The sequence below is a fragment of the Streptomyces sp. NPDC059092 genome, from assembly GCF_042756365.1.
Taxonomy (GTDB): domain Bacteria; phylum Actinomycetota; class Actinomycetes; order Streptomycetales; family Streptomycetaceae; genus Streptomyces.
Window position 1 is genome coordinate 63,478 of record NZ_JBHZEJ010000001.1, and the last position, 21,492, is coordinate 84,969.

The 21,492-nt window shown below is 73.3% G+C and carries 19 protein-coding genes and 1 tRNA gene; 18 read left to right on the plus strand and 2 right to left on the minus strand.

Annotated elements, in window-relative coordinates; all coding sequences use genetic code 11:
* Positions 1-12 precede the first annotated feature (12 nt).
* From ACFXPL_RS00250 to ACFXPL_RS00275, 6 genes are all read left to right on the plus strand, one after another.
* On the plus strand, positions 13-1,032 hold the full coding sequence (locus ACFXPL_RS00250; RefSeq protein WP_384909965.1) for a hypothetical protein: 1,020 nt from the start codon (positions 13-15) through the stop codon (positions 1,030-1,032).
* A complete protein-coding gene (locus ACFXPL_RS00255) occupies positions 1,029-3,467 on the plus strand; it encodes an MMPL family transporter (protein ID WP_384909968.1) in 2,439 nt (812 codons plus the stop codon). Before ACFXPL_RS00250 ends, ACFXPL_RS00255 begins: the two co-directional genes overlap by 4 nt.
* Positions 3,464-3,991 (plus strand): SRPBCC family protein, encoded by a 528-nt coding sequence (locus ACFXPL_RS00260; RefSeq protein WP_384909971.1) that lies wholly within the window; start codon positions 3,464-3,466, stop codon positions 3,989-3,991. Before ACFXPL_RS00255 ends, ACFXPL_RS00260 begins: the two co-directional genes overlap by 4 nt.
* 86 nt (positions 3,992-4,077) lie before the next feature.
* The gene (locus tag ACFXPL_RS00265) at positions 4,078-4,635 is read left to right on the plus strand and encodes a flavin reductase family protein (protein ID WP_384909974.1); all 558 of its coding nucleotides are present in this window, start codon (positions 4,078-4,080) and stop codon (positions 4,633-4,635) included.
* Positions 4,632-6,032: an NAD(P)/FAD-dependent oxidoreductase gene (locus ACFXPL_RS00270; RefSeq protein ID WP_384909977.1), complete on the plus strand. Its 1,401-nt coding sequence runs from the start codon at positions 4,632-4,634 to the stop codon at positions 6,030-6,032. The genes ACFXPL_RS00265 and ACFXPL_RS00270 overlap by 4 nt, the downstream gene beginning before the upstream one ends.
* A 151-nt stretch (positions 6,033-6,183) precedes the next feature.
* Entirely contained in the window at positions 6,184-6,591 is a 408-nt protein-coding gene (locus ACFXPL_RS00275) for a hypothetical protein (RefSeq protein ID WP_384909979.1), read from the plus strand.
* Between the two features lie 76 nt (positions 6,592-6,667).
* Here the strand turns inward: ACFXPL_RS00275 and ACFXPL_RS00280 are convergent.
* A tRNA-OTHER gene (locus tag ACFXPL_RS00280) sits at positions 6,668-6,754 on the minus strand.
* Between the two features lie 180 nt (positions 6,755-6,934).
* Here ACFXPL_RS00280 and ACFXPL_RS00285 point away from each other — a divergent pair.
* From ACFXPL_RS00285 to ACFXPL_RS00320, 8 genes are all read left to right on the plus strand, one after another.
* Positions 6,935-7,630, plus strand: a complete 696-nt coding sequence (locus tag ACFXPL_RS00285; protein WP_384909982.1) for a GDSL-type esterase/lipase family protein — start codon at positions 6,935-6,937, stop codon at positions 7,628-7,630.
* Positions 7,631-7,780: 150 nt separating this feature from the next.
* Complete coding sequence (locus tag ACFXPL_RS00290; protein ID WP_384909985.1) at positions 7,781-8,287, plus strand: hypothetical protein; 507 nt, start codon at positions 7,781-7,783, stop codon at positions 8,285-8,287.
* A 182-nt stretch (positions 8,288-8,469) separates the two neighbouring features.
* Positions 8,470-10,392 carry a WD40 repeat domain-containing protein gene (locus ACFXPL_RS00295; RefSeq protein WP_384909988.1) on the plus strand — a complete coding sequence of 641 codons (1,923 nt, stop codon included), beginning with the start codon at positions 8,470-8,472 and terminating at the stop codon, positions 10,390-10,392.
* A gap of 76 nt (positions 10,393-10,468) precedes the next feature.
* A complete protein-coding gene (locus ACFXPL_RS00300; protein WP_384909991.1) occupies positions 10,469-12,406 on the plus strand; it encodes a WD40 repeat domain-containing protein in 1,938 nt (645 codons plus the stop codon).
* Complete coding sequence (locus ACFXPL_RS00305; protein WP_384909994.1) at positions 12,403-12,741, plus strand: hypothetical protein; 339 nt, start codon at positions 12,403-12,405, stop codon at positions 12,739-12,741. The genes ACFXPL_RS00300 and ACFXPL_RS00305 overlap by 4 nt, the downstream gene beginning before the upstream one ends.
* A complete protein-coding gene (locus tag ACFXPL_RS00310) occupies positions 12,738-13,811 on the plus strand; it encodes a formylglycine-generating enzyme family protein (protein WP_384909997.1) in 1,074 nt (357 codons plus the stop codon). The genes ACFXPL_RS00305 and ACFXPL_RS00310 overlap by 4 nt, the downstream gene beginning before the upstream one ends.
* The gene (locus ACFXPL_RS00315) at positions 13,808-14,746 is read left to right on the plus strand and encodes a flavin reductase family protein (RefSeq protein WP_384910000.1); all 939 of its coding nucleotides are present in this window, start codon (positions 13,808-13,810) and stop codon (positions 14,744-14,746) included. Before ACFXPL_RS00310 ends, ACFXPL_RS00315 begins: the two co-directional genes overlap by 4 nt.
* Positions 14,743-15,624 carry a carbon-nitrogen hydrolase family protein gene (locus tag ACFXPL_RS00320; RefSeq protein ID WP_384910003.1) on the plus strand — a complete coding sequence of 294 codons (882 nt, stop codon included), beginning with the start codon at positions 14,743-14,745 and terminating at the stop codon, positions 15,622-15,624. Before ACFXPL_RS00315 ends, ACFXPL_RS00320 begins: the two co-directional genes overlap by 4 nt.
* Before the next feature lie 18 nt (positions 15,625-15,642).
* On the opposite strand, the gene ACFXPL_RS00325 is transcribed toward ACFXPL_RS00320, so the two are convergent.
* On the minus strand, positions 15,643-16,533 hold the full coding sequence (locus ACFXPL_RS00325) for a response regulator transcription factor (protein ID WP_384910006.1): 891 nt from the start codon (positions 16,531-16,533) through the stop codon (positions 15,643-15,645).
* Positions 16,534-16,878: 345 nt separating this feature from the next.
* Here ACFXPL_RS00325 and ACFXPL_RS00330 point away from each other — a divergent pair, with 345 nt between their 5' ends.
* The 4 genes from ACFXPL_RS00330 (at position 16,879) to ACFXPL_RS00345 (ending at position 21,448) form a co-directional block, all read left to right on the plus strand.
* The gene (locus tag ACFXPL_RS00330; RefSeq protein WP_384910009.1) at positions 16,879-18,381 is read left to right on the plus strand and encodes a M14 family zinc carboxypeptidase; all 1,503 of its coding nucleotides are present in this window, start codon (positions 16,879-16,881) and stop codon (positions 18,379-18,381) included.
* Between the two features lie 138 nt (positions 18,382-18,519).
* A complete protein-coding gene (locus tag ACFXPL_RS00335) occupies positions 18,520-20,025 on the plus strand; it encodes an amidohydrolase family protein (RefSeq protein ID WP_384910012.1) in 1,506 nt (501 codons plus the stop codon).
* Between the two features lie 120 nt (positions 20,026-20,145).
* On the plus strand, positions 20,146-20,895 hold the full coding sequence (locus ACFXPL_RS00340) for a fasciclin domain-containing protein (RefSeq protein WP_384910015.1): 750 nt from the start codon (positions 20,146-20,148) through the stop codon (positions 20,893-20,895).
* Positions 20,896-21,007: 112 nt separating this feature from the next.
* Positions 21,008-21,448, plus strand: a complete 441-nt coding sequence (locus tag ACFXPL_RS00345) for a protein phosphatase (RefSeq protein ID WP_384910018.1) — start codon at positions 21,008-21,010, stop codon at positions 21,446-21,448.
* Positions 21,449-21,492: the final 44 nt, after the last annotated feature.

Below are 21,492 nucleotides of genomic sequence, written 5' to 3' on the forward strand. Positions count from 1 at the left end.
AAGACGGACCCGATGAACTTCGACCCCAGCACAGCGGACGCGGAGCGCCTGAACTGGACGCAGTACCGTCCGGGCCAGGAAGCCGGCCACTACGAGAGCTTCTACCAGCGGGGCAACCACCCGACGGAGCCCCGGGCCTTCTGGATCCGGTACACGATCTTCAGCCCCGCCGGAATGCCCCACGCCGCCATCGGCGAGCTGTGGGCCATCTACTTCGACGGGACGACCGGCCGTCATGTGGTGGCCAAGGAGGAGTACCCAATCTCCGACTGCCACTTCAGCCCCGACTCCTTCGGCGCCCGGGTGAGCGACCGCGTCCTGGAGCCGGGCAGCCTGAAGGGCGAGGCCGTCGGCACCAACGGCAGCATCGGCTGGGACCTGACGTACGAGGGTTCGGAACCGCCCCTGCTCCTGCTGCCGCCCACCATGTACACCGGCGGATTCCCCAAGGCCAAGAGCCTGGTCGGGATCCCGCTGGCGAGCTACACCGGCAAGCTCACCGTCGACGGCGAGACCATCGACGTCGACGGCTGGACCGGCAGCCAGAACCACAACTGGGGCAGCCGGCACACCGATCACTACGCCTTCGGCCAGGTCGCCGGGTTCGACGAGGCCCCGGACAGCTTCCTGGAGATCGTCACCGGTACGACGCGGCTGGTGGGCCCGGTCAAGACGCCGAAGATCACCTTCCTGGTGCTCCGCCACGACGACCGCGAGTACACCCTGTCGGCGCCCCGCCAGGCCCTCAAGGCCAAGGCCGACTTCGGGTACTTCTACTGGGACTTCTCCAGCTCCGACGAGACCGTCGCCGTCCGGGGCCGCTTCACCGCCGCCCCCGAGGACTTCGTCGGCCTCAACTACTACAACCCGCCGGGCGGCATCAAGCACTGCCTGAACACCAAGATCGGCCGGTGTGAGCTGGAGATCCTCAACAAGGCGACGCGCAAGATCCAGCGGCTCACCACGAGCAACCGCGCGCTGATGGAGATCCTGACCGACGACCGCGAACACGGAATCGCGATCCGCGCATGAGTGAGCGTCGCGCCCCTTCGAGCGGACCGGCGGGCCCGGCGCGGCCCGCGGTCCGCGGCGCGTCCCGGTTACCGACCCGCCTGTCCCGGCTGACCGGCCGTCACCGGTGGCCGCTCGCCGTCCTGTGGCTGCTGCTGCTCGGCGTCGCCGGCTGGCAGGCGGCCCCGCTGCCGGGGCTGCTCAGCGGCGGCGGTTGGTACGTGCCGGGCTCCGGCTCCGCCGTCGCCGCCGACCGGCTCACCGACGGCTTCGAGGGGCGCGGCGCGACCTCGCTGACCCTGGTCATCAAGGACACCCGGCACCGGGCCGGGGATCCCGCCTTCGACACCCGGGTACGGGAAGCGGCCGAGGCCGTGGTCCGGGACGACGAGCTGAAAACCACGGGCGCGTACGGCTACACCACGCTCACCGGTGAGCAGCCGCGCTCCGCCTTCCTCGGCGAGGACGGCCGTACCGCCCTGGTGCGCGTCGGCTCCGAGCTGGACGACGGCACCGCCCGCCGGCTGCTGCCCGACATCCAGGACGGGCTCAGCCGGCAGTACGAGCCACAGGGCCTCCAGGTCTCCCTGGTGAGCCAGGCCGCGCTGTGGGGCGAGGTGAACCATCTCAGCGAACGCGGGCTGATCATCGCCGAACTCATCACCCTGCCGCTGATCCTCCTGGTCCTCCTGCTGCTCTTCCGCAGCGTGGCCGCCGCGCTCGCCGCCCTGCTGGTCGGCGTCACCTCGGTGGTCTTCGCGCTCGCGGTGCTCGCCGTGATCGCCCGGCGGACCGAACTGTCGGTGTTCGTGCAGAACGCCGCCACCATGCTCGGTCTCGGCGTGGGCGTCGACTACTCCCTCTTCATGATCATGCGTTTCAAGAGCGAGCTGGGCGCCGGGGCCGGTCCGGTCTCCCGGGAGGCCACCGAGCGCGCGCTCGCCCGTACGCTGCGCACCTCCGGCGAGACCGTCGTGGCCTCCGGATTCACCATCGTGGCCGCCATGTCCACGCTCTTCCTGGTGGATCTGGGCGTCATCCGGTCGATGGCCCTGGGCGCCGTGGTCGTGGTCGCGTTCTCCGTCCTGACCAGCGTGCTGCTGCTGCCCGTACTCCTGCATCTGCTGGGCCACCGGATCGAGTGGGGCCGCCTCGGCCGACGCGGGGCCACCACCGGGCGGAGCGGCGGCGGCTGGGTCGCCGTGACCCACGCGGTGATGCGCCGCCCCGCGCTGTTCCTGGTGGTCGGCGTGGCGGCGCTGGCCGCCCTCGCCCTGCCCGCCCTGCGGCTGGAGACGTTCACCCCGGACGCCCGGGTCGTGCCCGCGGACGCGGCCGTACGCCAGGGGTACGACACCATCAGGGACGAGTTCGGGGTGGGCGGCGCCGCCCCGCTCCAGGTGGTCGTCGCATCGCGCGTACCGCTCCAGAAGCGCTCCGACGCGGACACCGGACGGCTGCTGCGCCTCCACGACACGATCACCGCCCTGCGCGGGGTGGTACGGGCCGACTCGGCGATCGGCACACTCCGCCAGGCCGGTCGGGAGCGGCCGTTCGCGGCCCTGGCGGCGCGCGACCGGCTGCCCGGGGACGCGCGCGCCACCGTCGACTTCTTCGTCTCCGGAGACGGCAGGACCGCGCTCATCGAGGTGGTGGGCGACGACACCGCCTCCTCCGACGCGGCGCAGGACCTGCTCGTCGCCGTACGCGCCGAGGCCGCCGCCTTCGCGGCCGGCGGCGCGGGGTGGACGGTCGACGTCGGCGGGGAGACCGCGGAGGGCGTCGACGCGAACAAGGTGATCGAGGACGGTCTCGTGCCGGTCATCGCGACCATGCTCGCCGTCATCTACCTGCTGCTGCTCTTCACCTTCCGCTCCGTTTTCCTGCCGCTCAAGGCCATCGCGATGAACCTGCTCTCCGTGGGAGCCACCTACGGCGCACTGGTGCTGATCTTCCAGGACGGCCTGGGGAGCGCGCTGTTCGGCTTCGACGTGGACGGTCATCTCACCAACTTCGTCCCCGTCCTGCTGGTCACCCTGCTCTTCAGCCTCAGCACGGACTACGAGGTCTTCCTGCTCAGCCGGGTCCGCGAGGACTACCTCGCCACCGGGGACGACATCGGCAGCGTGGCGCGGGGCATGTCCGCCACGATGCCGCTGATCTCCGGCGCGGCCGTCCTCATGGTCGCGGTCTTCGCGGCCTTCGCGTTCGCCGGCATCCTGCCCATCCAGCAACTCGGCCTCGGTATGGCCCTGGCCATCGCGCTCGACGCGACCGTCATCCGGCTCCTGATCGTCCCGGCGTCCATGCGTCTGATGAGCCGGGTGAACTGGTGGATGCCGGGCCGCAAGCGGGTGCCCGTCGGCGGCTTCGCCGGTCCCGGCGCCCCGGCCGGCCTCACCGGACCCGTACCCCCCGACCGTACGGACAGCATGAAAAGGACGGCCCCCAAGTGACCGACCGGACCGATCAGACCGCCGCAGCAGCGGGCGAAGAGCCCGACACCCCCTCCCGGATATCCGAGACCATCGTCATCCGGGTCCCCCCGGAGGCCGCCTACGCCGCGGTCAGCGATGTGGCACGGATGGGCGAGTGGAGCCCCGAGTGCCGTGGCGCGTGGATCCTCGGACGGGGCGGCCCGGCCAGGCCGGGCATGCGGTTCATCGGACGCAACCGCGCCCGCTGGCTGCCCTGGCCCACCCTGTGCCGGGTGGTCGAGGCCGATCCCGGACGCGGCTTCGCGTTCCATGTGAGCTTCCTCGGTATCCAGGTGGCCGGCTGGTCGTACCGCTTCTCGCCGCTGCCCGAGGGGTGCGAGGTGCGGGAGGAGTGGCGGGACCGCCGGGCCGGCCCGTTCGGTATGGCCCTCACCGCCGTCACCCCGCTGGTGACCGGCGTCGTACGCCGCAGGGCCCGCAACCGGACGACCATGCGCACGACTCTCGTCGCGTTGCGCGACGCCCTGGAGTCCGGGCGGTAGATCCCGTTCCGACCGTGGATCCGGTTCTGACGGTGGATCCCGCCCTCACGAGAGAAACAGACACCCGGACAGGAAGGAGCCCCACCATGCCCCACGTCATCACCGGTGCGCGTACCGGCGGGCCGGAAGTGGACCAGATGCCGGAAGTGGATCCGGCGTCCGTTCCCGGCGCCGAACTCTGCCTGGACTTCTACGCCAGCCTCGCCTCCGGCATAGCCGTGGTCACGGCGCCCTCGGACGACGGTCCTGTGGGGACGACCGTCTCGACCGTGACCTCGCTCTCGGCCGACCCGCCGCTGCTGCTCGTCTGCCTGTCCCACTCCTCGCGTACGCTCGCCGCGATCACGCCGGGTTCCGCCTTCGCGGTGCACCTGCTGAACGAGGAACAGCGAGGCCGGGCACGGCTGTTCTCCACCGCCACCCCCGCCGAGCGCTTCGCCTCCGAATCGTACGAGGAGGTGCTGGGCGTACCCGTGCTCGCCGACACCTTCGCCTGGTCGATCTGTGTGACGGAGGAGGTACGCGCGTACGGCGACCACTGCCTGGTCGTCGGGCGGGTCGCCGCCCTGCACATGGCCGACGGGCGTCCCCTGATCTGGCACGACCGCGGCTTCCACTCCCTGGCGGACGGGGCGGTGCGATGAAATCCCCTGGGACGGTCGGCCCCGGGACGGCCGCTCGTGGCACGGTCGGTCCCGAGGCGGTCGGTGGGGAGCCGTGCTGGACGTCCGGTGCCGGCGAGGCCACCACGGCCGCCCCCGCCGCGCGGATCTCCGGCGGGCTCAGCGCCGACGTCGTGGTGGTCGGGGCCGGTCTGGCCGGCCTGTCCACCGCCTACCACCTGGTCGAACGCGACCCCTCGCTGGACGTCGTCGTCGTGGACGCCCGTCATCCGGCGGCCGGCGCCAGCGGCCGGGGCACCGGCCTCCTCGGCCCCCGGGTCGGTCCGGCCATCGACCGGGCCGCCCGCCGCTTCGGCCCGTCCACGGCGCGGCGCATGTATCTGGCCTCGCTCGCCGCGGTGGAGCGGGTCGTCGCGCTCACCGAGGAACTGGGCGCGCCGTGCGGGCTGCGCACCGGGGAGCAGATCGTGGCCACCCGCGGCGCGGACGGGCTGGCCTCCCTCGCGCGGCAGGCGGAGACGTACCGGGCGCTGGGCCTCGACGTCCCCGTCCTGTCGGCCGCCGCGATCCGCGAGCGCGTCGACGTTCCGTACCACGCGGGGCTGCTGTACCGCTCCGCCGCCACCCTGAACCCCGCCGCGCTGAGCGGCGCGCTGGCGGCGGCCTGCGCGGCGAAGGGCGTCCGCTTCCACGGCGACTCCCCGCTGCGCGGCCTGCGCCCCGGCAGCGGGGCCGCCCCCACCGAACTGCTCTTCCCCAGCGGCACGTTGCGGGCCCGCAAGACGGTCCTGGCCGTCAACGCGGCGGCCGGGTCGCTCGGGCTGCCCGTCGGCACGGTCCTGCCCCTTGAGGTGCACGCCGTCGCCACCGGCCCGCTCGGCGCCGAGGCCCGCGCGGCGCTGGGCGGAGCCAACGGGGCCGCGGTCGTGGACAGCATGTCCCTGGCCCCGTACTTCCGCCTCACCCCCGACGGTCGCCTGGTGGTGGGCGGCGGCCGGGCCGTCCATCTGCCGGGACTGAGCCAGGACCGGGCCTCCGCGCTGCGCACCGCCACCTGGACGTGGCTGGAGGAGCGGCTGCGGCTGCTGCACCCCACCCTCGCCGACGTGCCGGTCGGTCACCGCTGGTCGGGGCAGATCGGTATGACCCTGGACGACCTTCCGGTGGTCGGGCATGTGGGGGGCCACCCGGACGTCTGGTACATCGGTGGCTGCTGCGGTCACGGCCTGGCCATGTCGGTGGCCCACGGAGCGCATGTCGCGCACTCCCTCGTCGAGGACGCCTCGGGCCACGGCCCCGTCACCTACCCGTGGCACCGCGACCGGGCCCCCCGGGTCCCGCTCACGGCCCGCCCGGCCAGGCCCCTTCTGCGGGCCTATCTGAACAGCCTGGACCGGGCGGCCCGCCGTACCCCGTGAAGCCGGCTGTCCGAAGCCGTATGAAGCCGTCGCGGTGGACCCGCCCGTCCGAGGCCGCGCGTGTGATGCCGCGCGCGTGATGCCGTCAGGACGCGGCGGGCGTACCGCTGCCGCGCACCCGATCACCCTTTCCCGCTCTCCACCTCTCTCCATGAACGGACAAGACATCATGTGGACCGACCGACTCACCACCGCGCTCTTCGTCGTCGTCGGTGCGATCAACCTCGTGCCCGGCTTCGTCGCGGTCGCGCCGTCCCAGATCACCACGGCGTACGGGGTGTCGATCGCCGGTGCCGACTCCGCTGATCTGACGGTGCTGCTGCGGCACCGCGCGGTGCTGCTGGGGCTCGTCGGGATCGGCCTGCTCTGCGCGGCGTTCATCAGGTCGCTCCGGGTGCCCGCGCTCAGCGCCGGCGCGATCAGCATGGGGACGTTCCTGCTGCTCGCCTACACGACGTCGGGGCTCAACGACGCGAACATGCGCGTGGCGCGGATCGACATCGCCGCGTTCGCCCTGCTGGTGCTGGCGGCGGTCCTGGTGCTGCGCAAGAAGGCCTGATCGCGGGCTGGTCGCCACCGGGAGGACCGCGCCCCCGGCGGCTCCACCTCACAGGAGCCGCCGGGGGCGCGTGGTGCGGAGAGGGCAGGATTCGAACCTGCGAAGGCTTTCACCCGATCCGAGTTGCCTCGGAACCCCGTTGGGCCGCTTCGGGTACCTCTCCTCACGGTGGGAGGGGGTCTGGGACCGTCCCGCCGTGCTGATGATTCTGCTCGTCCGGCCTGACATTTCGCTGAGACGGTCCTGAGATGGCGACGCGTTCCGGGGAGGGACGCGTTCCGCCGGCGTCCACGTGTGGATCCGTGAGCCGTGGACCCGTGGACCCGTGAAGAGGAGATACCTGGTGTTGGACCTGTCCGTGACCGCCGACTGCGAGGCGGACGACCCCGGTTGTCTGAGGGACGGCGAGGCGGCCCGGCTGCTGGGCGGGCTGCGCTGGCGCCGGCTCGTGGTGCTCGGCGACGGCCGGGCGCCGCGGCGCGTGGAGCGGGTGGACGGCTACGGCCGAGCGCCCTGGTACGAGCGGGTCGCGGACGCCCTGCGCGTGGTGGAGCCCCGGCTCGCCTGCCTCAGTCTGCCCGGCGTACGGGAGCAGAGCGTCGCGGCGGTCCGTTCCCGGCAGCTTCCCCGCGCGCTCGCGTTCGGCGGCGATCTGGCCGTGGTGCAGCTGGCCGGTCACGACGTGCTGCACCCGGCGTTCGACGCGAACGCGCTCCGGACGGAGGTGGTCCGCGTCGTCGCTCCGCTGCGCGAGCACGGCTACGACGTCATGCTGGTGGTCCCCTTCGACCTGACCCGGTCGCCCGGTGCGCGGCTGCTCGGCGAGAAGGTGCTGCGGACCCGTCAGCGCGCGCAGTCGGACGCGTGCGCGACCCTGGCCCTGCGCCATGGCGCGCTCCACGTGGACCTGGCCGCCCTGCGTCCGGCGGCGGGCGAAGAGGTCTGGGGCGCCGACGGCCTCGTCCAGAACGCCCGCGGCCAGGCCGTCCTGGCCGCCGCGGTGGTCCGTGCGCTCGGGGACCATCTGCGGGCGGCCTGAGCCCCGTTCGGGCGGAACGCCGAACCGAGGCCCGGACGGGAGGCCCTAGGTGAAGGCTCGGGCAGGAATCCGACAGGAGGCGGACAAGACTCGGACAATGCCCTGGTCACGGGATTCTCGCGGCTTCTATACCAGTCGGGAGCACCCGATATGCAGGAGGTACAGGCAATGCGGAAATCCTTGGTTGCTGTGGTCGCCCTCGGTGGTCTGGCGATCGGTGGTACGGGTCTGGCCGTCGCCGGCGAGGAGGTGGCCGGTGGTTCCGGGAGCGCCGCGGGGAGCGGTGAGAGCCAGACCCTGTCGAGCGGGTCGCAGGCTGCCGGACAGGTCGCGTCCCCTCAGGTGAAGAACGCCGCGCAAGCCGCGGACCTGGTGCTGCGGGAGGTGGGGGGCGGGCGTGTGACCGGGGTCGGATTGGAGGAGGAGGCCGGGCGCGCGGTCTGGAAGGTCGTCTTCGTCAACGGGAGCGCTACGCGGGGGGCTCAGGTGGACGCCCTGACCCGGGTGGTCCAGGAGACCGCGGCCGATCCCACCATCGCCGGTGGCAGCACCTTCGACGATGACACGTGCACGGACGACGACGATGACGACGACATCGATGATGACGACGACGATGACGATGACGGCGACCGTCAGGGCGTAGAGCCCAACAAGTAGGCACAAGGGCAGGAAAGCGGCGCACCAACCCCGGCCGGCGGTACTCCCCCACCGTCCGCCGGCCGGGTCCGCCGAGCCGCCAGGTACGCCGCACGGGCAGGCCGCAGGGCCGCCGCGGAGCCGTGAACCCGCGCCCCACTCCCCGCACTCCGACCCACCCCCGACACCAGGGAAGCGTCATCGTGAAGCCGGCAGACCGCATCGTCAGGATCGTGCACGTGGACGGCACGGGCCTCCTCGCCTCCGACACCCACGGACGGGTCCATCTCCTCGACGCGCATCTGCGCGTCGTCAGGTCCTCCCCGTTCGTCCCGCAGGGCAGGCCGCTCTACGGGCTGGCCGTCGCCGACGGCTGGGTGATCGGCAAGGACCGGATGGGCGCGCTGTTCCGCTGGTCGCTCGACACACTGGAGCTGGTGGACCGGCTCGACCCCGCCAGCGTCTGCGACCCCTCCCTTCTCATCCCCAACGAGCGCCCGTCTCCCGTCAGTTCCCGCGGCATCGGCATCTGGAAGGGCAAGATCTTCGTCACCAGCGGCTACCACCGGCAGATGCTCGTGGTGGACCTGCACACGTTCGCGGTGCTGGAGATCCGCCCCAACATCTGCGGCACGAGCCCGATGGAGTGGGCCTGCACCGAGCATCCCACCCGGCACGCCGTGTCCGACAAGAAGGGGAATCTCCGTTTCGGATCGTTCGACGGCGACGCCGGCTTCCCCGACCAGGTGAAGCTGGACGACGGCAACATCCACCGGGTGCGCTACGACGCCCGCCACGACCGGTTCTGGGCCACCCAGGACTTCGGCGCGGGCGAGAACGCCGACATCGCCAACGGGGTCGTGGTGGTCGGCGCGTCGGGCGAGAAGGAGGACGAATGCCTCTTCGCCCGCGACGACGTCGAGTTCGTCACCTTCTCTCCCGACCACCTCCGGGCGTACGCGGGCGGCTTCGACGGTGAGCTCCACATCTTCGACAACACGGAGCGCGCCCTGCGCATCACCCGCACCGTGGCCGGGTTCTCGCACCAGCTCTCCGACCTGACCGTCTCCGCGGACGACGGGCAGGTGTACGTCCTGTGCCAGGACGGCGAGATCGTCCAGCTCGACTCCGACGGCACCTTCGTACGGGCCATGGGTTTCCCCCGGCAGGCCGTGTGGGACATCCAGCCGTCGCCCGAGGACCCCGGCACCCTGTACTGCGCCACGGACACCGGGGTCTCCGTCGTCCGCGTCCAGGACTCGGGGGGCGGGCCGATGACGCGTGTGGTGGCGGAGCACACCACCGGATTCGGCTTCACCCGCCGCGTGGCCCCCGTACGGTCCGCGGGGCGGTCCGGGTGGCTCGGTATCACCCGCGACCACCGTGCTTTCCGTACCGACCATGACGGAGGCGAGGACCCGGGCGCCGCGCTCCGGTGGAGCGTGGAGCTGCCCGCCCTGCCCCACACGGTCGCGGTCGGTCCGGACGGCGGGCGGGCCCTCGTCGCCACCAACGCGGGCGCCGTCGAGCTGGACACCGCCGACGGGCGCCGGCTCGACACCTTCACCGTGGACGGACTGCCGGTCTGGGCCGCGGCCTATCTGCCCGACGGTGACCGCCTCCTCGTCACCAGGAACGGGGTGATCGTCGTACTCGACCGGGCGGACGCGTCCGTACGGTGGCGGTTCGACCAGGGCGAGTACCCCAAGCGCCTGTGGATCCAGGGCGGCCGGGCCTATCTCACCGGCGACGGCGGGGTGAAGGAACTCGTCGTCGGCGAAGGCGTCGTGGCCCGCTGGCTCAAGCTGCTCTCCAACACCGTCGAGAACGCCGTCGTCGGCGACGGTCTGGTGATCGCCAGTTCGTACGGGATGCAGCTCGCCGCCTACGACTACACCACCGGGGCGTTCCTCGGGCTGTTCGAGGACCTGCCCGACTACCCCAAGGCGCTGCACCTGCTGCACGGCGCCGACGGAGCCGCGTACCTCCTCGTCGGCTGCCGTACGGGGCTGCTGTCGCTCTACCGGATCGAGCGGCGCCCCAAGAAGCTCCGGCTCGTCAAGGTGCGCGACCACTGGCTGTCCCGCCGCCCGGCCGTCCTCGACCTGCGGATCCACGACCGGTGACGCACCGCCGGGCGATCACGCGAGTGACCGTACGCCCGATGCCCCCAGCGACCGACCGCCCGGAGAGGGAAGCACCATGCGCACGATAGATCTGAAGCCCGACCCGCTGGGCCACGCCGCCCCGATCACCCATGTCGCCTTCCGGCCTGACGGCAAACGCCTCGCGAGCTGCTCGTACGACGGGACCGTGCTGGTGTGGGACACCAGCGAGCCGGCCCGGCCCGTCCCCCTGACGCGGCTGCGCCACCGCCGTCTCGTCAACGCCGCCGCGTGGAGCCCGACCGCGCCCACCCTGCTGGCCACGGCGTCGGCGGACAAGACGGTCGCGGTGTGGCGGATCCCCGAGCACGGGCAGCACCGTCTCGTCACGGTCCTCGCCCGGCACACCGACGACATCAACTCCGTGGCCTGGATGCCGGACGGCCGCCGCCTCATCTGCGTCTCCGAGGACGGCCGCGCGACCATGTGGGACACGCCGACCGGCGCCCTCCTCGCCGAGATCGGCTCCCACGCGGCCCACTGCATGATGGTCTCGGTGAGCTGCGAGGGGCTGGTGGCCACCGTGGGCGAGGACGGCATGGTCGCGGTCGGTGACCCCGGCCGCCCGGCCACCGCGGAGATGCGGCACTACGCGTCGTCCGTCGAGGGGTGCGCCTGGTCGCACTCCGGGAAGCTGCTGGCCGTCGCGCGGGACGACGGGGTCGTCAACCTGCTGACGCCGGATCTGGAGTGTCTGCGCACGATCACCGTCTCCACCTCCGCGGCCCGTTCGGTCGCGTGGGCGGACGACGACTGCTCGATCGTCGTGGGCGCGTACGACGGTTCCCTGCACTGGTTCGACATCAGCGGCGAGCCGGTCCGGCAGGTGCACGACGCGCGTCTGTGGCCGCGGTCGGTGGCCTCGGCGCAGGGGCTGGTGGCGGCGGGCAGTTTCTGGAACGCGCCGCACCTGCTGGACTTCGCGACCGGCGCGGAACTCTCCGCTCCGCACCGGCCCGGCCACGGCGCGAACGCGCTCGCGGTCCTCGGCGACCGGCTCCACGGCGACCGGCTGCTGGTCGGATGCGACTCGGGGAACGTCCTCGCCCTGGACGTGGAGAGTGACACCCCTTCCGGGGTACGGGTCCTGCCGGTGTCCGCCGGCCCGGTGCTCTCGCTCGTCACCGGCCCCGACGCCACCTTCTACGCCGGTACGTACGCGGGCCATGTCGTACGCCACGACGGCGAGGACATGACCGTCAGCGCCCCGCTCGGCGCGCCGGTGCCCTCGCTCTGCCTGGTCGGGGACCGGCTCGTCGCCGGTACGTACAACGGCGAGCTGATCGCCCTCGACCCGGTGACCCTCGTCGAGGTGGAGCGGGGCGTCCCGCACGCGGGCTCGGTGAAGTCGCTGTCGGCGTTCGACGGCGGTTTCCTGTCGGCCGCCACGGACCGTACGGTCGCGGCCGGGCCACTGCACGAGCGCGCCACGCTCTGGCAGCACGGGAACCTGGTCAACGCCGTGGCCGGGCTGGGCGACCGGGTGGTCGCGTCGGCGTCGCGGGACCACACGGTGAAGGTCGGCCTGCTGGCGCCGCGCGACACGGCCCAGGGTCCGGGGCGGGCGACGGGCGGCCGGCGCGCGGCGACCGTACAGACGCTGCTCGGCCCCGACGAGTCGGTCAAGTGCGTCGGCCTGCTCGGCGATCCGGACGCGCCGGTCGTCCTCGCCGGCTCGTACGACTTCGGCCTCTACGCCTGGGAGGTCGACTGGCAGGACAGCGTGGGCACGCTCGGCTCGGGCCGCCTCGTCAGCGCGTTCCGGCAGGGGCTCTCCTGCATGACCCCGTGGGACGAGCGGCGGATGGTGGTGGCGGGCTGGGACGGACGGCTGTCGCTCGTGGGGCGGGAGCAGCCGGACGCTCCGGTGCGCGAGCTGCGGTCGTGGCAGGTGAAGGAGCTGATCGAGCAGGCCGACGGTGTCGTGAACGCCGAGAGCGCCGGCGCCCTCGACTACGGGCGGGTGGCGAGTTGAGTACGGGGAACGCCGCGCCCCGGGCCGATTCCGGTACGGGTACGGGTACGGGTACCGCTGGTAGCACCGGATCCGGCTTCGATGCCGGTACCGGTACCGGCGAGGCGACCGTGCGGGCGCGTGTCGCGATCGCCCTCGGCCGGGCCCGCGGTCCGCGCGCCGAACTCGTCACCTGCCACGGCATCGACGTCACGGCCGCGGTGCCGACCCGGCTCCATCTCACCGACGACAACGCGGCCTGTCTCACGGCCAAGGCGCGCACCGCCGGGCACACGCAGGCGCTCGGCACACGGAACGACACACGGGACGACACACGGAACGGGACGAGGGCATGACTCCACCGGAAACAACCGCGCCTCCCGCCTCTGCCGCTCCCGCGGCGCCTCCCTCCCCCCACTTCGCCGCGCACGCCGGGCTGGCCGACCCGCACCGGCTCCACCCCGGCCAGGACGCCGCCGCCCGGCTGCGCGCGCTCACCCCCGCCCAACTGTCCGCCGCCGTCGAGGACCCGGCCGAATCCCTGGCCGTACGCCTCGCCGCCGGCGGGCTGCTCGCGCTCCTCGGCGACCCCCGCATCCGTACGGGAGCGGCGCCCGCCACCCGTGCCGTGGCGGGCGGCGCCGTACACATCGGTCTGCCGCCGCGGGGGGTCGGGGCGGTGGTCGACGCGTGGGCCCATGTGGGTGTGGAGAGGGCGTGGATCGAGAAGGAGACACCGGTGGAACAGGTCGCGCTGGCCGACTACTGGATCAGTACCTACCCCGTCACCAACGCGGAGTACCGGCACTTCCTGGCGGACACCCGCCACCCGGCCCGGCCGACCACCTGGTACCTGGGCGCCTATCCGTACGACCGGGCCAACCACCCGGTCGCCGGGGTACGCCCCGAGGACGCCGACGCGTACGCGGTCTGGCTGACGGAGCGCACGGGGCATCCGTGGCGGCTGCCCGGCGAGGCCGAGTGGGAGTACGCGGCGAAGGGGCCGCTGGGGCTTGAGTTCCCGTGGGGCGACACGTTCGACGCGGACGCCGCCAACACGCGGGAGTCGGGCGTGCACACGACGACTCCGGTGGGCGCGTTCCCGGCGGGCCGGTCGCCGTTCGGCGCGTTCGACATGGGCGGGAACGTCGAGGAGTTCGTCGCGGACGACTACCGGCCCTACTGGGGCGGGTCGTTCGTCACGGACGACCTCTCCGCCGGACCGGGCGACTCCTCCGAAACGGGCTGCTCTTCCCGTACGGACGGTCCCTCCACCACGGACGGGCCGCCCCTCGCGTACCGGGTCGCCCGGGGCGGCAGCTTCTCCCGCTTCGGAGATCTCGCGCGCACCCGGCGCCGCCACGGCGCGTTCCCCAGCCCGCTCTACCCCATCGGTTTCCGGCTCGCCACCGGCACCCGCCCATGACCGCCCAGGCCCTGCCCGCCCGCGCCCAACCCGACCGCGCCCTGCCGGGCCGCGACCGTCGACGTGAGGACTCCCGTAACCCCATGACGCCCGCCATCCCCGACCAGCTCTGGAAGAAACTGACGAGCACCGTGGGCCTGGTCTCCGTACGGCACGGCTCGGCCACGAACGTGATGTCGGCCGAGTGGTCCTACTTCGTCAACAAGGCTCCCCTGTACGCGGCCGTCGTCCTCGGCCCCCGCTCGGCCTCCGGGGCGCTGATCGCCGCCACCGGGGAGTTCTCGCTGACGCTCTGCGCGGAGGACCAGGCCGAGTTGGCGGACTTCGCCGGAAGTTTCTCCGTGGCCGACATCGACAAGACCGGCAGCGAACTGATCACGTTCGGCGAGCCGACGGCGACCGGTACGCCGTGGGTCACCGGGGGCGTGGTCGCGGTCGAGTGCGTGCTCCGCGAGACCGTCCGCTTCCCCGTGCACACGATGTACGCGGGCGAGGTCGTGGCCGCGCACCTGCCCGGGAACGCGCCGCTCGGCGCGGTCCGGCCGCTGGTCAAGCACGGGCCGATGCACGGGCTCGGCGACCCCGTACGGCGGACGGCGATCGTCGCCGCCGCGCAGTTGCTGCCCGACGGGCTGCTGCGCATCGCCGCCACCGGACCGGCCGCCACGGGCCCCGGCGCCGCCGACGACGCCCGCTGGCGGGTGACCCTGCTGACCGCCGACGGCGGGACCGTACCGCTCGGCGAGCACCCCCCGGCCGCGTACGGCGACTTCCTCGTCGATCTGCCGGTGCCGGTGTCGCACCGGCTGCCGGCCGAGCGGCTGCACGGCTGTCGCGTGCTGGTCGAACGGGACGGCGCCAAGGCAGGACACACCGACATCACCGGAGTGCCGGCCGCCCCGGGCGCTCCCGGAGCCCCGGGGGCCCCCGTATGAGCGAGCCCCTGCCGCCCCTCGCCCTGTCCCTGCCCACCTCGCCGCTCCGGCTGGCCGCCGTGCAGGCCGGGGCGGCCTCCGGGGACGTGGCCGCGAACGCGCGCCACGCCGCCGTCCTGACGGCGCGCGCGGCCGACGAGGGGGCCGGGGTCGTCGTCCTGCCCGAACTGCACCTGTGCGCGTACGACCTGCCCGCGCTCGCCGCCGCGCCCGACCGCTACGCGGTGCGCGCGGACCCCGGCCGTACCGTCACCGACCCCCGGCTCGACCCGCTCGCCGAGGCCGCCGCCGCGCACGCCGTGACCGTACTGACCGGCGCGGCGGTGCGCGGCGCCGACGGCGCCCTGACCAACTCGGTGGTGGCGTTCGGCCCTTCGGGCGTGCCCACCGTGGCGTACGACAAACAGCACCTCTGGCACGCCGACGAGCGCGCCCTCTTCTCCGCCGGGACGTCCGGACCGTCCGGGCCGTCCGGGCCGCGTGGCGCCGATGTCGTCGTCGACGGCTGGCGGCTGGGGCTCGGGGTCTGTTACGACATGTCCTTCCCCGAGCACGGGCGCGCGGCGGCCCTGGCCGGGGCCCATGTCTACGTCTGCCCCAGCGCGTTCGCGGCCGGCAACGAGCACCGGGCGGACGTCTATCTCGCCGCCCGCGCCCTGGAGAACACGGTGTACGCGGTGTTCAGCAATCCGGTGGGCGGCCCGTCGCACCGCCCGTGCGGCGGCGGTACGGCCGTCCACGGGCCCGCCGGACGTACGGTGGCCCGCGCCGCGACGGCGGGCGAGGAGACCGTCCTGGCCGATCTCGACCCGGACGGGCTGGCGGAGGTGCGGGGCCTGCTCCACATGCTGGAGGAGTGCCGTACCGCGATCGGTTGAGGCCGGGGCGGCGGGCGCTCAGGACACCTTGTCCGCCCGCGCCTCGTACCCGGGCGAGACCGTGAGCCGGAACCCCACGCAGCGCAGCGTCTCGATACGGCGGGGGTCCCCGAGCTTGCGGCGCAGCGCCGCGATGTGCACGTCGAGGGTCTTGGTCGGGCCGAAGAAGTTCGGGTCCCACACGGTGCCGAGGATCTGCTGCCGTGAGCACACCGCGCCCGGGTCCTCGGCGAGGAGCGCGAGCACGTCGAACTCCTTGGGCGCGAGCGTGACGGGCCGGCCCGCCACATGGACCTGGCGGGTCCGCCGGTCGATCCGGATGTCGCCGATGATCTGCGCCGAGGCGTCGGCCGCCCGGCGCGCCCCGGGTCCCTCGGGCATCGCGGTGACGAGCGCGGGCCTGCGGGCCTGAGCGGCACCGACGGGAACGGCGGCGGTGGGGACTGCGCTGTGCGCGGCCCCGTACCCGGCGCCATGCGCGGCCCCGTACCCGGCGCCGTGGGCAGCTCCGTGCCCCGCGCGGTGCCCGGCGGGGATCGCGTGGCGCGCGGGCGCCGTCATCCGAGAGCGCCGGGTCACCGCCCGGATCCGGGCCACCAGTTCCCGCAGGCTGAAGGGCTTCGCCAGATAGTCGTCGGCGCCGAGTTCGAGCCCGACCACCCGGTCCGCCTCCGTTCCGCGTGCCGTCAGCATGATGATCGGCACGTCGGAGTCCTGCCTCAACGCGCGGCACACGTCGATGCCGTCCATGTCGGGCAGCCCCAGATCGAGCAGGACCATGTCACCGCGCGGGGCGTCCAGAGCCGCGTCGCCGGTGCAGACCCACTGCACCGTAAATCCGTACCGCGCCAACCCTTCCACCAGCGGTTCGGCGATCGAGACATCGTCCTCGACGAGCAGCACCTGCATGCGTGACCCCACCTTTCCTTCGTGCCGTCGCGCAACAACCGTCGAACGTCAGATCACACCTTCCCCTTGGATACGTACGCGGGCGGCCGGGCGTTCAGCCGTTCTCCTACGGAGAAAACTCGGGGAAACCCTGTGAAACCCTGGTGCCTAAGGGGGCGGGGACAGCAGGGGCCCTCCACGTCAAAGTTTCATCTCAGTCCAGAACTTTCGTACTTTTGCGTGGAACGTTGTCCCGCTCCCGGCGCGTGTCCCCGGTACGTCCCTGTGCCGCCGGGCGGGTGTCCGGCCCGATCGTCGGCGCGTGCGCCCGACCCGCGCCCTCACACCTGGAGAACCCCCACCCCCATGGCCACCGCGACATCGCAGCCGTCCCCGCCGCCCGCCCCGTCCACGCACGCTCCGGGTTCCGGCTCCGGCTCCGCCGAGGAGTGGATCCGGCGCGCCACGACCGTACCCGCGACGGACACCTACCCGGGCGTGGACGAACTCCTCGCGTCCTTCCGGGCGCTGGCCGCGCTGCACCCGGACCGGATCACGGAGCGCCGGATCGGGACCTCCCGGCTGGGCGAGCCGCTGCCCTGCTTCACGGTCCGGCCCGACGCCCCCGACCACGCCTCCGACGAGTCCCCCGACGACTCCGTACCGCAGTTCGTCGTCGTCGGCGGGGTGCACCCCAACGAACCCGTCGGCGCCGTCACCGCCCTCCACCTCGCGACCACCCTCTGCGAGGACGACGCGCTGCGCGCGCACTTCGGCGGCGCGTGGCACATCGTGCCCTGCGTCGACCCGGACGGCGCCCGGCTCAACGAGGGCTGGTTCGCCGACCCCACCGACAAACGGCTGTACGGGCGCCACTTCTACCGCCCGGCGGGCGACGAGCAGGTCGAGTGGACGTTTCCCTTCGCCTACCGCGACGCCTACTTCGACCGCGTACTGCCCGAAACCCTCGCCCTGATGCGGCTGCTGGACGACACCGAGCCCCGCTTCCTCACCACCCTGCACAACTGCGAGTCGGGCGGCGCCTACTACTACGTCAACCGTCCCGCGCCCGAGCTGTACGGCCTGCTGGAGGCCGTCCCGCCGGCCGTCGGCATCCCGCTCGCCACCGGTGAGCCCGAGGCCGCGCACTCGCCCCGGTACGCCCCCTCCGTCTACGGCGTGATCGACATGCGCGACGCCTACGACTACCTCGACGGTCTGGGTGTCGACGCCGCCGCCGAGATCTCGGGCGCCTCCAGCGCCGCCTACACCGAGCCGTACGGCACCTTCTACTTCGCCGCGGAGGTCCCGCACTGGGCGCACTCCGAGGCGGACGACGACACCCCCGTGTCCGAGAGCTACGCCGATGTCGTACGGGAGCGGGCGGACGGGCTCCGCTCCACCGGCGAGCTGCTGGGCCGCATCCTGGAGACCGCCCGCCCGGAACTGACCATCGCGACGCCCTTCCTGCGGGCGGTGGAGAACTTCGTACCGTCGCTGACGACATTGGCCGACATGGAGAGCACCCGCGCCGACGGGCTGGAGGAGCGGTACGCGACCGTGGCCGAGCGGTACACCTGCCGGCACGCCGTGCACAGCTTCCGCGTCCGCTTCGGCGGGATGCTGCTGCGCGCGCTCGCCGCCGAGGTGACGGCGGGCACCGCCACCCCCGCGGTCCGCCGCTGCCACCAGGAGCTGGAGCGCGCCTACAGCGGCTGGGAGGACGAGGCGGTGCCGGCGATCGGCGACCCGATCCCGATCGCGACGCTCGCCGGGATCCAGTACGGGACGCTGCTGGCCGCCGCCGACCACGCCAACCGGACCGAGCGGACCAGGACCCGGGCCCCGGGAACCGCGGTGGGCCCGTAACCGGTACGGCGGCTCCTTCAGGACGGTGCCGGTGTTCTCCGGCCTCCCCCTGGCCATCCACCGGGCGGTCCACGCATTCTCGGGAGCTCGGGACCACGCGGGACCCGCCCGCGCCCCGCGTGCCGTCAGGAGGCCTTCATGTCCGCACCCGCACCCGTGCCACCCGCCGCTCCGCTCACGCTGCGCCGCGTCCGGCTCGGCGCGGGCGGCCCGTTGGTCGACGTACGGATCGAGGGGGGACGCGTCAGGGAGATCCACCCGTCCCCGGGCGCCACGGGCGGAGTCCCGTCCTTCGACCTCGACGGCCGTACGCTCCTGCCCGGCCTGTGGGACAGCCACGTCCACATGGTGCGCTGGGCCGTCGCCCGCCGCCGCCTCGACCTGGCGGGCCTCGACTCGGCCCACGCCGCCGCGGAGGCCGCCCGCGAGCGCGCCGCCGCCCTGCCGCGCGGCGAGACGCTGGCGGGGTACGGCTTCCGGGACGGCCTCTGGCCGGACGCGCCCCACAAGGACCTGCTGGACGCGCTGGTCCCCGGCCGCCCCGCCCTTCTCGTCAGCGCCGACCTCCACTCGGCCTGGGCCAACTCGCCCGCGCTGGCGCTGCTGGGCCTCGGCGACCACCCGACGGGGCTGCTGCGCGAACGGGAGTGCTTCCACGCCACCGCCCAACTGGCCTCCGTCCCCGCGGAGACCGCCGACGGGTGGGTACGGGACGCGTGCGCGGCGGCGGCCCGGCTCGGGGTCACGGGCATCCTGGACTTCGAGCACGCAGACAACATCACCGACTGGACCCGCCGGACGGCCGGGTCCCCCGACCCCCTGCCGGTCCGGGTGTCCGCCGGCGTCTACCCGGCCCACCTGGACGCGGCGATCGGCCGGGGGCTGCGTACGGGCACGGCGCCCCCGGACGTACCCGGCGGGCTGCTGACGACCGGCCCGCTGAAGCTGATCACGGACGGTTCGCTCAACACGCGTACGGCGCTCTGCCACGACCCGTACCCCGACGCCACCGGTCTGCCGGACACGCACGGGCTCGCCGAGATGACGCCCGAGGAGGTGACGGGCCTGATGCGCCGGGCGGCGGCGCACGGAATCGAGTCGGCGGTGCACGCCATCGGTGACCGCGCCAACGAACTGGCGCTCGACGCGTTCGAATCCGTCCGCTGCCGGGGCCGTATCGAACACGGACAGTTGCTGCGACCGGCGGACCTCCCGCGCTTCGCGGCCCTCGACGTGACCGTGAGTGTGCAGCCCACGCACGCCGTGGACGACCGGGACATCGCCGACCGGCACTGGCACGGCCGTACGCACCGGGCCTTCGCCTACGCTGACCTGCTGGCGGCGGGCGCCCGGCTGGAACTGGGCTCGGACGCGCCCGTCGCGCGGCTCGACCCCTGGCTGTCCCTCGCCAACGCGGTGGCCCGTACGGACGGTCCGCGCCCCGCCTGGCACCCGGAGCAGCGGCTCTCGGTGGCACAGGCGCTGGCGGCCTCGGCGCGCGGGCGGGGCACGGTGCGCGCCGGGGACGTGGCGGACCTGGTGATCGTGGACGCGGACCCGCTGACGGCGGACGACGCGACGCTGCGGCGGATGCCGGTGCACGGGACGCTGCTGGCGGGACGCTGGACGCACCGCGCGGAGTGACCCGGCCAGTCCCTGAACTGGGCCGAACGGCTCAAGATGCCGAACCTGGCGCGTCGTGGCTACGCTTTAGCCCGGTCACCCATGAGCCGAGGACTCCTCCCACAGGAAGAGGAATCGAACATGAAGCGCACCCGCATACGCGCCACGATGGTGGCCGCCGCCCTCGCGGCGGCCCTCCCCGTGGCTCTGGGAACGCAGGCGCCCCAGTCCCTCGCGGTCACCCCGTCGCCGGACACCTCGACGTCGGCGGCCGAGTCACCGTCAGCGCCCACGTCCCCCTCGACGTCGCCGTCGGCATCGGCCTCGCCGAGCACCTCACCCTCGACATCCCCCTCCGCCTCGCCTTCCACCTCCACCTCGCCGTCGCCGAGCAGGCCGAGGACTGCGCCGGGCGTGGCCGTGCCGTTCGGCCCGGACTGCTCCGCGCTGCCGAGGCGGGGCGAGGGCAGCCTCCGCGCCATGGCGCGGGAGCGGCTGGCCATCGCCGCGTCGCACAACCCGGACCTGTCCACGCTGGTCGGCGCGGCGCGCAGGGCCGGTCTGGTGAGAACGCTGAACAACGCCCAGAGTCTCACCCTGTTCGCTCCGACGAACGAGGCGTTCGCCAAGATCCCCAAGCCGCAGCGCGAACGGCTGCTCCACGACCGGGCCCAGCTCGAAAAGGTCCTCAAGTACCACGTGGTGAACCGGAGGATCACCCCCCGTCAGCTCCCGCACGGCACGTTCCGGACGCTGGAGGGCGCGCCGCTCACGACCTCGGGCTCGGGCACGCACTTCAAGGTCAACGGCACGGCGAAGATCGTCTGCGGAAACATCGGGACGGCGAACGCCACGGTGTATCTCATCGACACCGTGCTGATGCCGAAGTAGCCGCCGCCGGCGGACACACCGCGGGCCGCATCACCGGTCGCACCACGGGCCCCGGACGGCACCCCCGTCCGGGGCCCGTTCCGTGCGCCGTTACGGCGCTACCCTGACCCGCGTGACCACGACACCGTACAAACCCTGGGAGTCGACAGCCTCCGGAATCCTGCGTCTTCCCTCGGGACGGCTGGTCCGCGGCCGGGGGCTGCGCCACCCGATGCCGGAGGGCCCGCCCCCGACCTTCGCGCTCTACCTGCTGGGGCGCAGACCCCCCAGTGTGACCTGGGAGAACCGCTGGCTGCGCTGGCCGGACTTCCGGCTGCCGACCGACCGCGAGGCCGCCGCGGAAGCGCTCGGGGAGGCGCTGGAACGGTCCGGCGCCGAGCGCGTGGAGATCGCCTGCGGCGGCGGCCGGGGACGGACGGGTACGGCGCTCGCCTGCCTCGCCGTGCTCGACGGGGTACCGCCGGGCGAGGCGGTCGCGTACGTACGGCAGCACTACTCCCGGCACGCCGTGGAGACGCCCTGGCAGCGTCGTTACGTGGCGAAGTTCGACTGACCGGCACGCCCCGATCACCGACTTGGGGAAAAGTCGACGCCTTT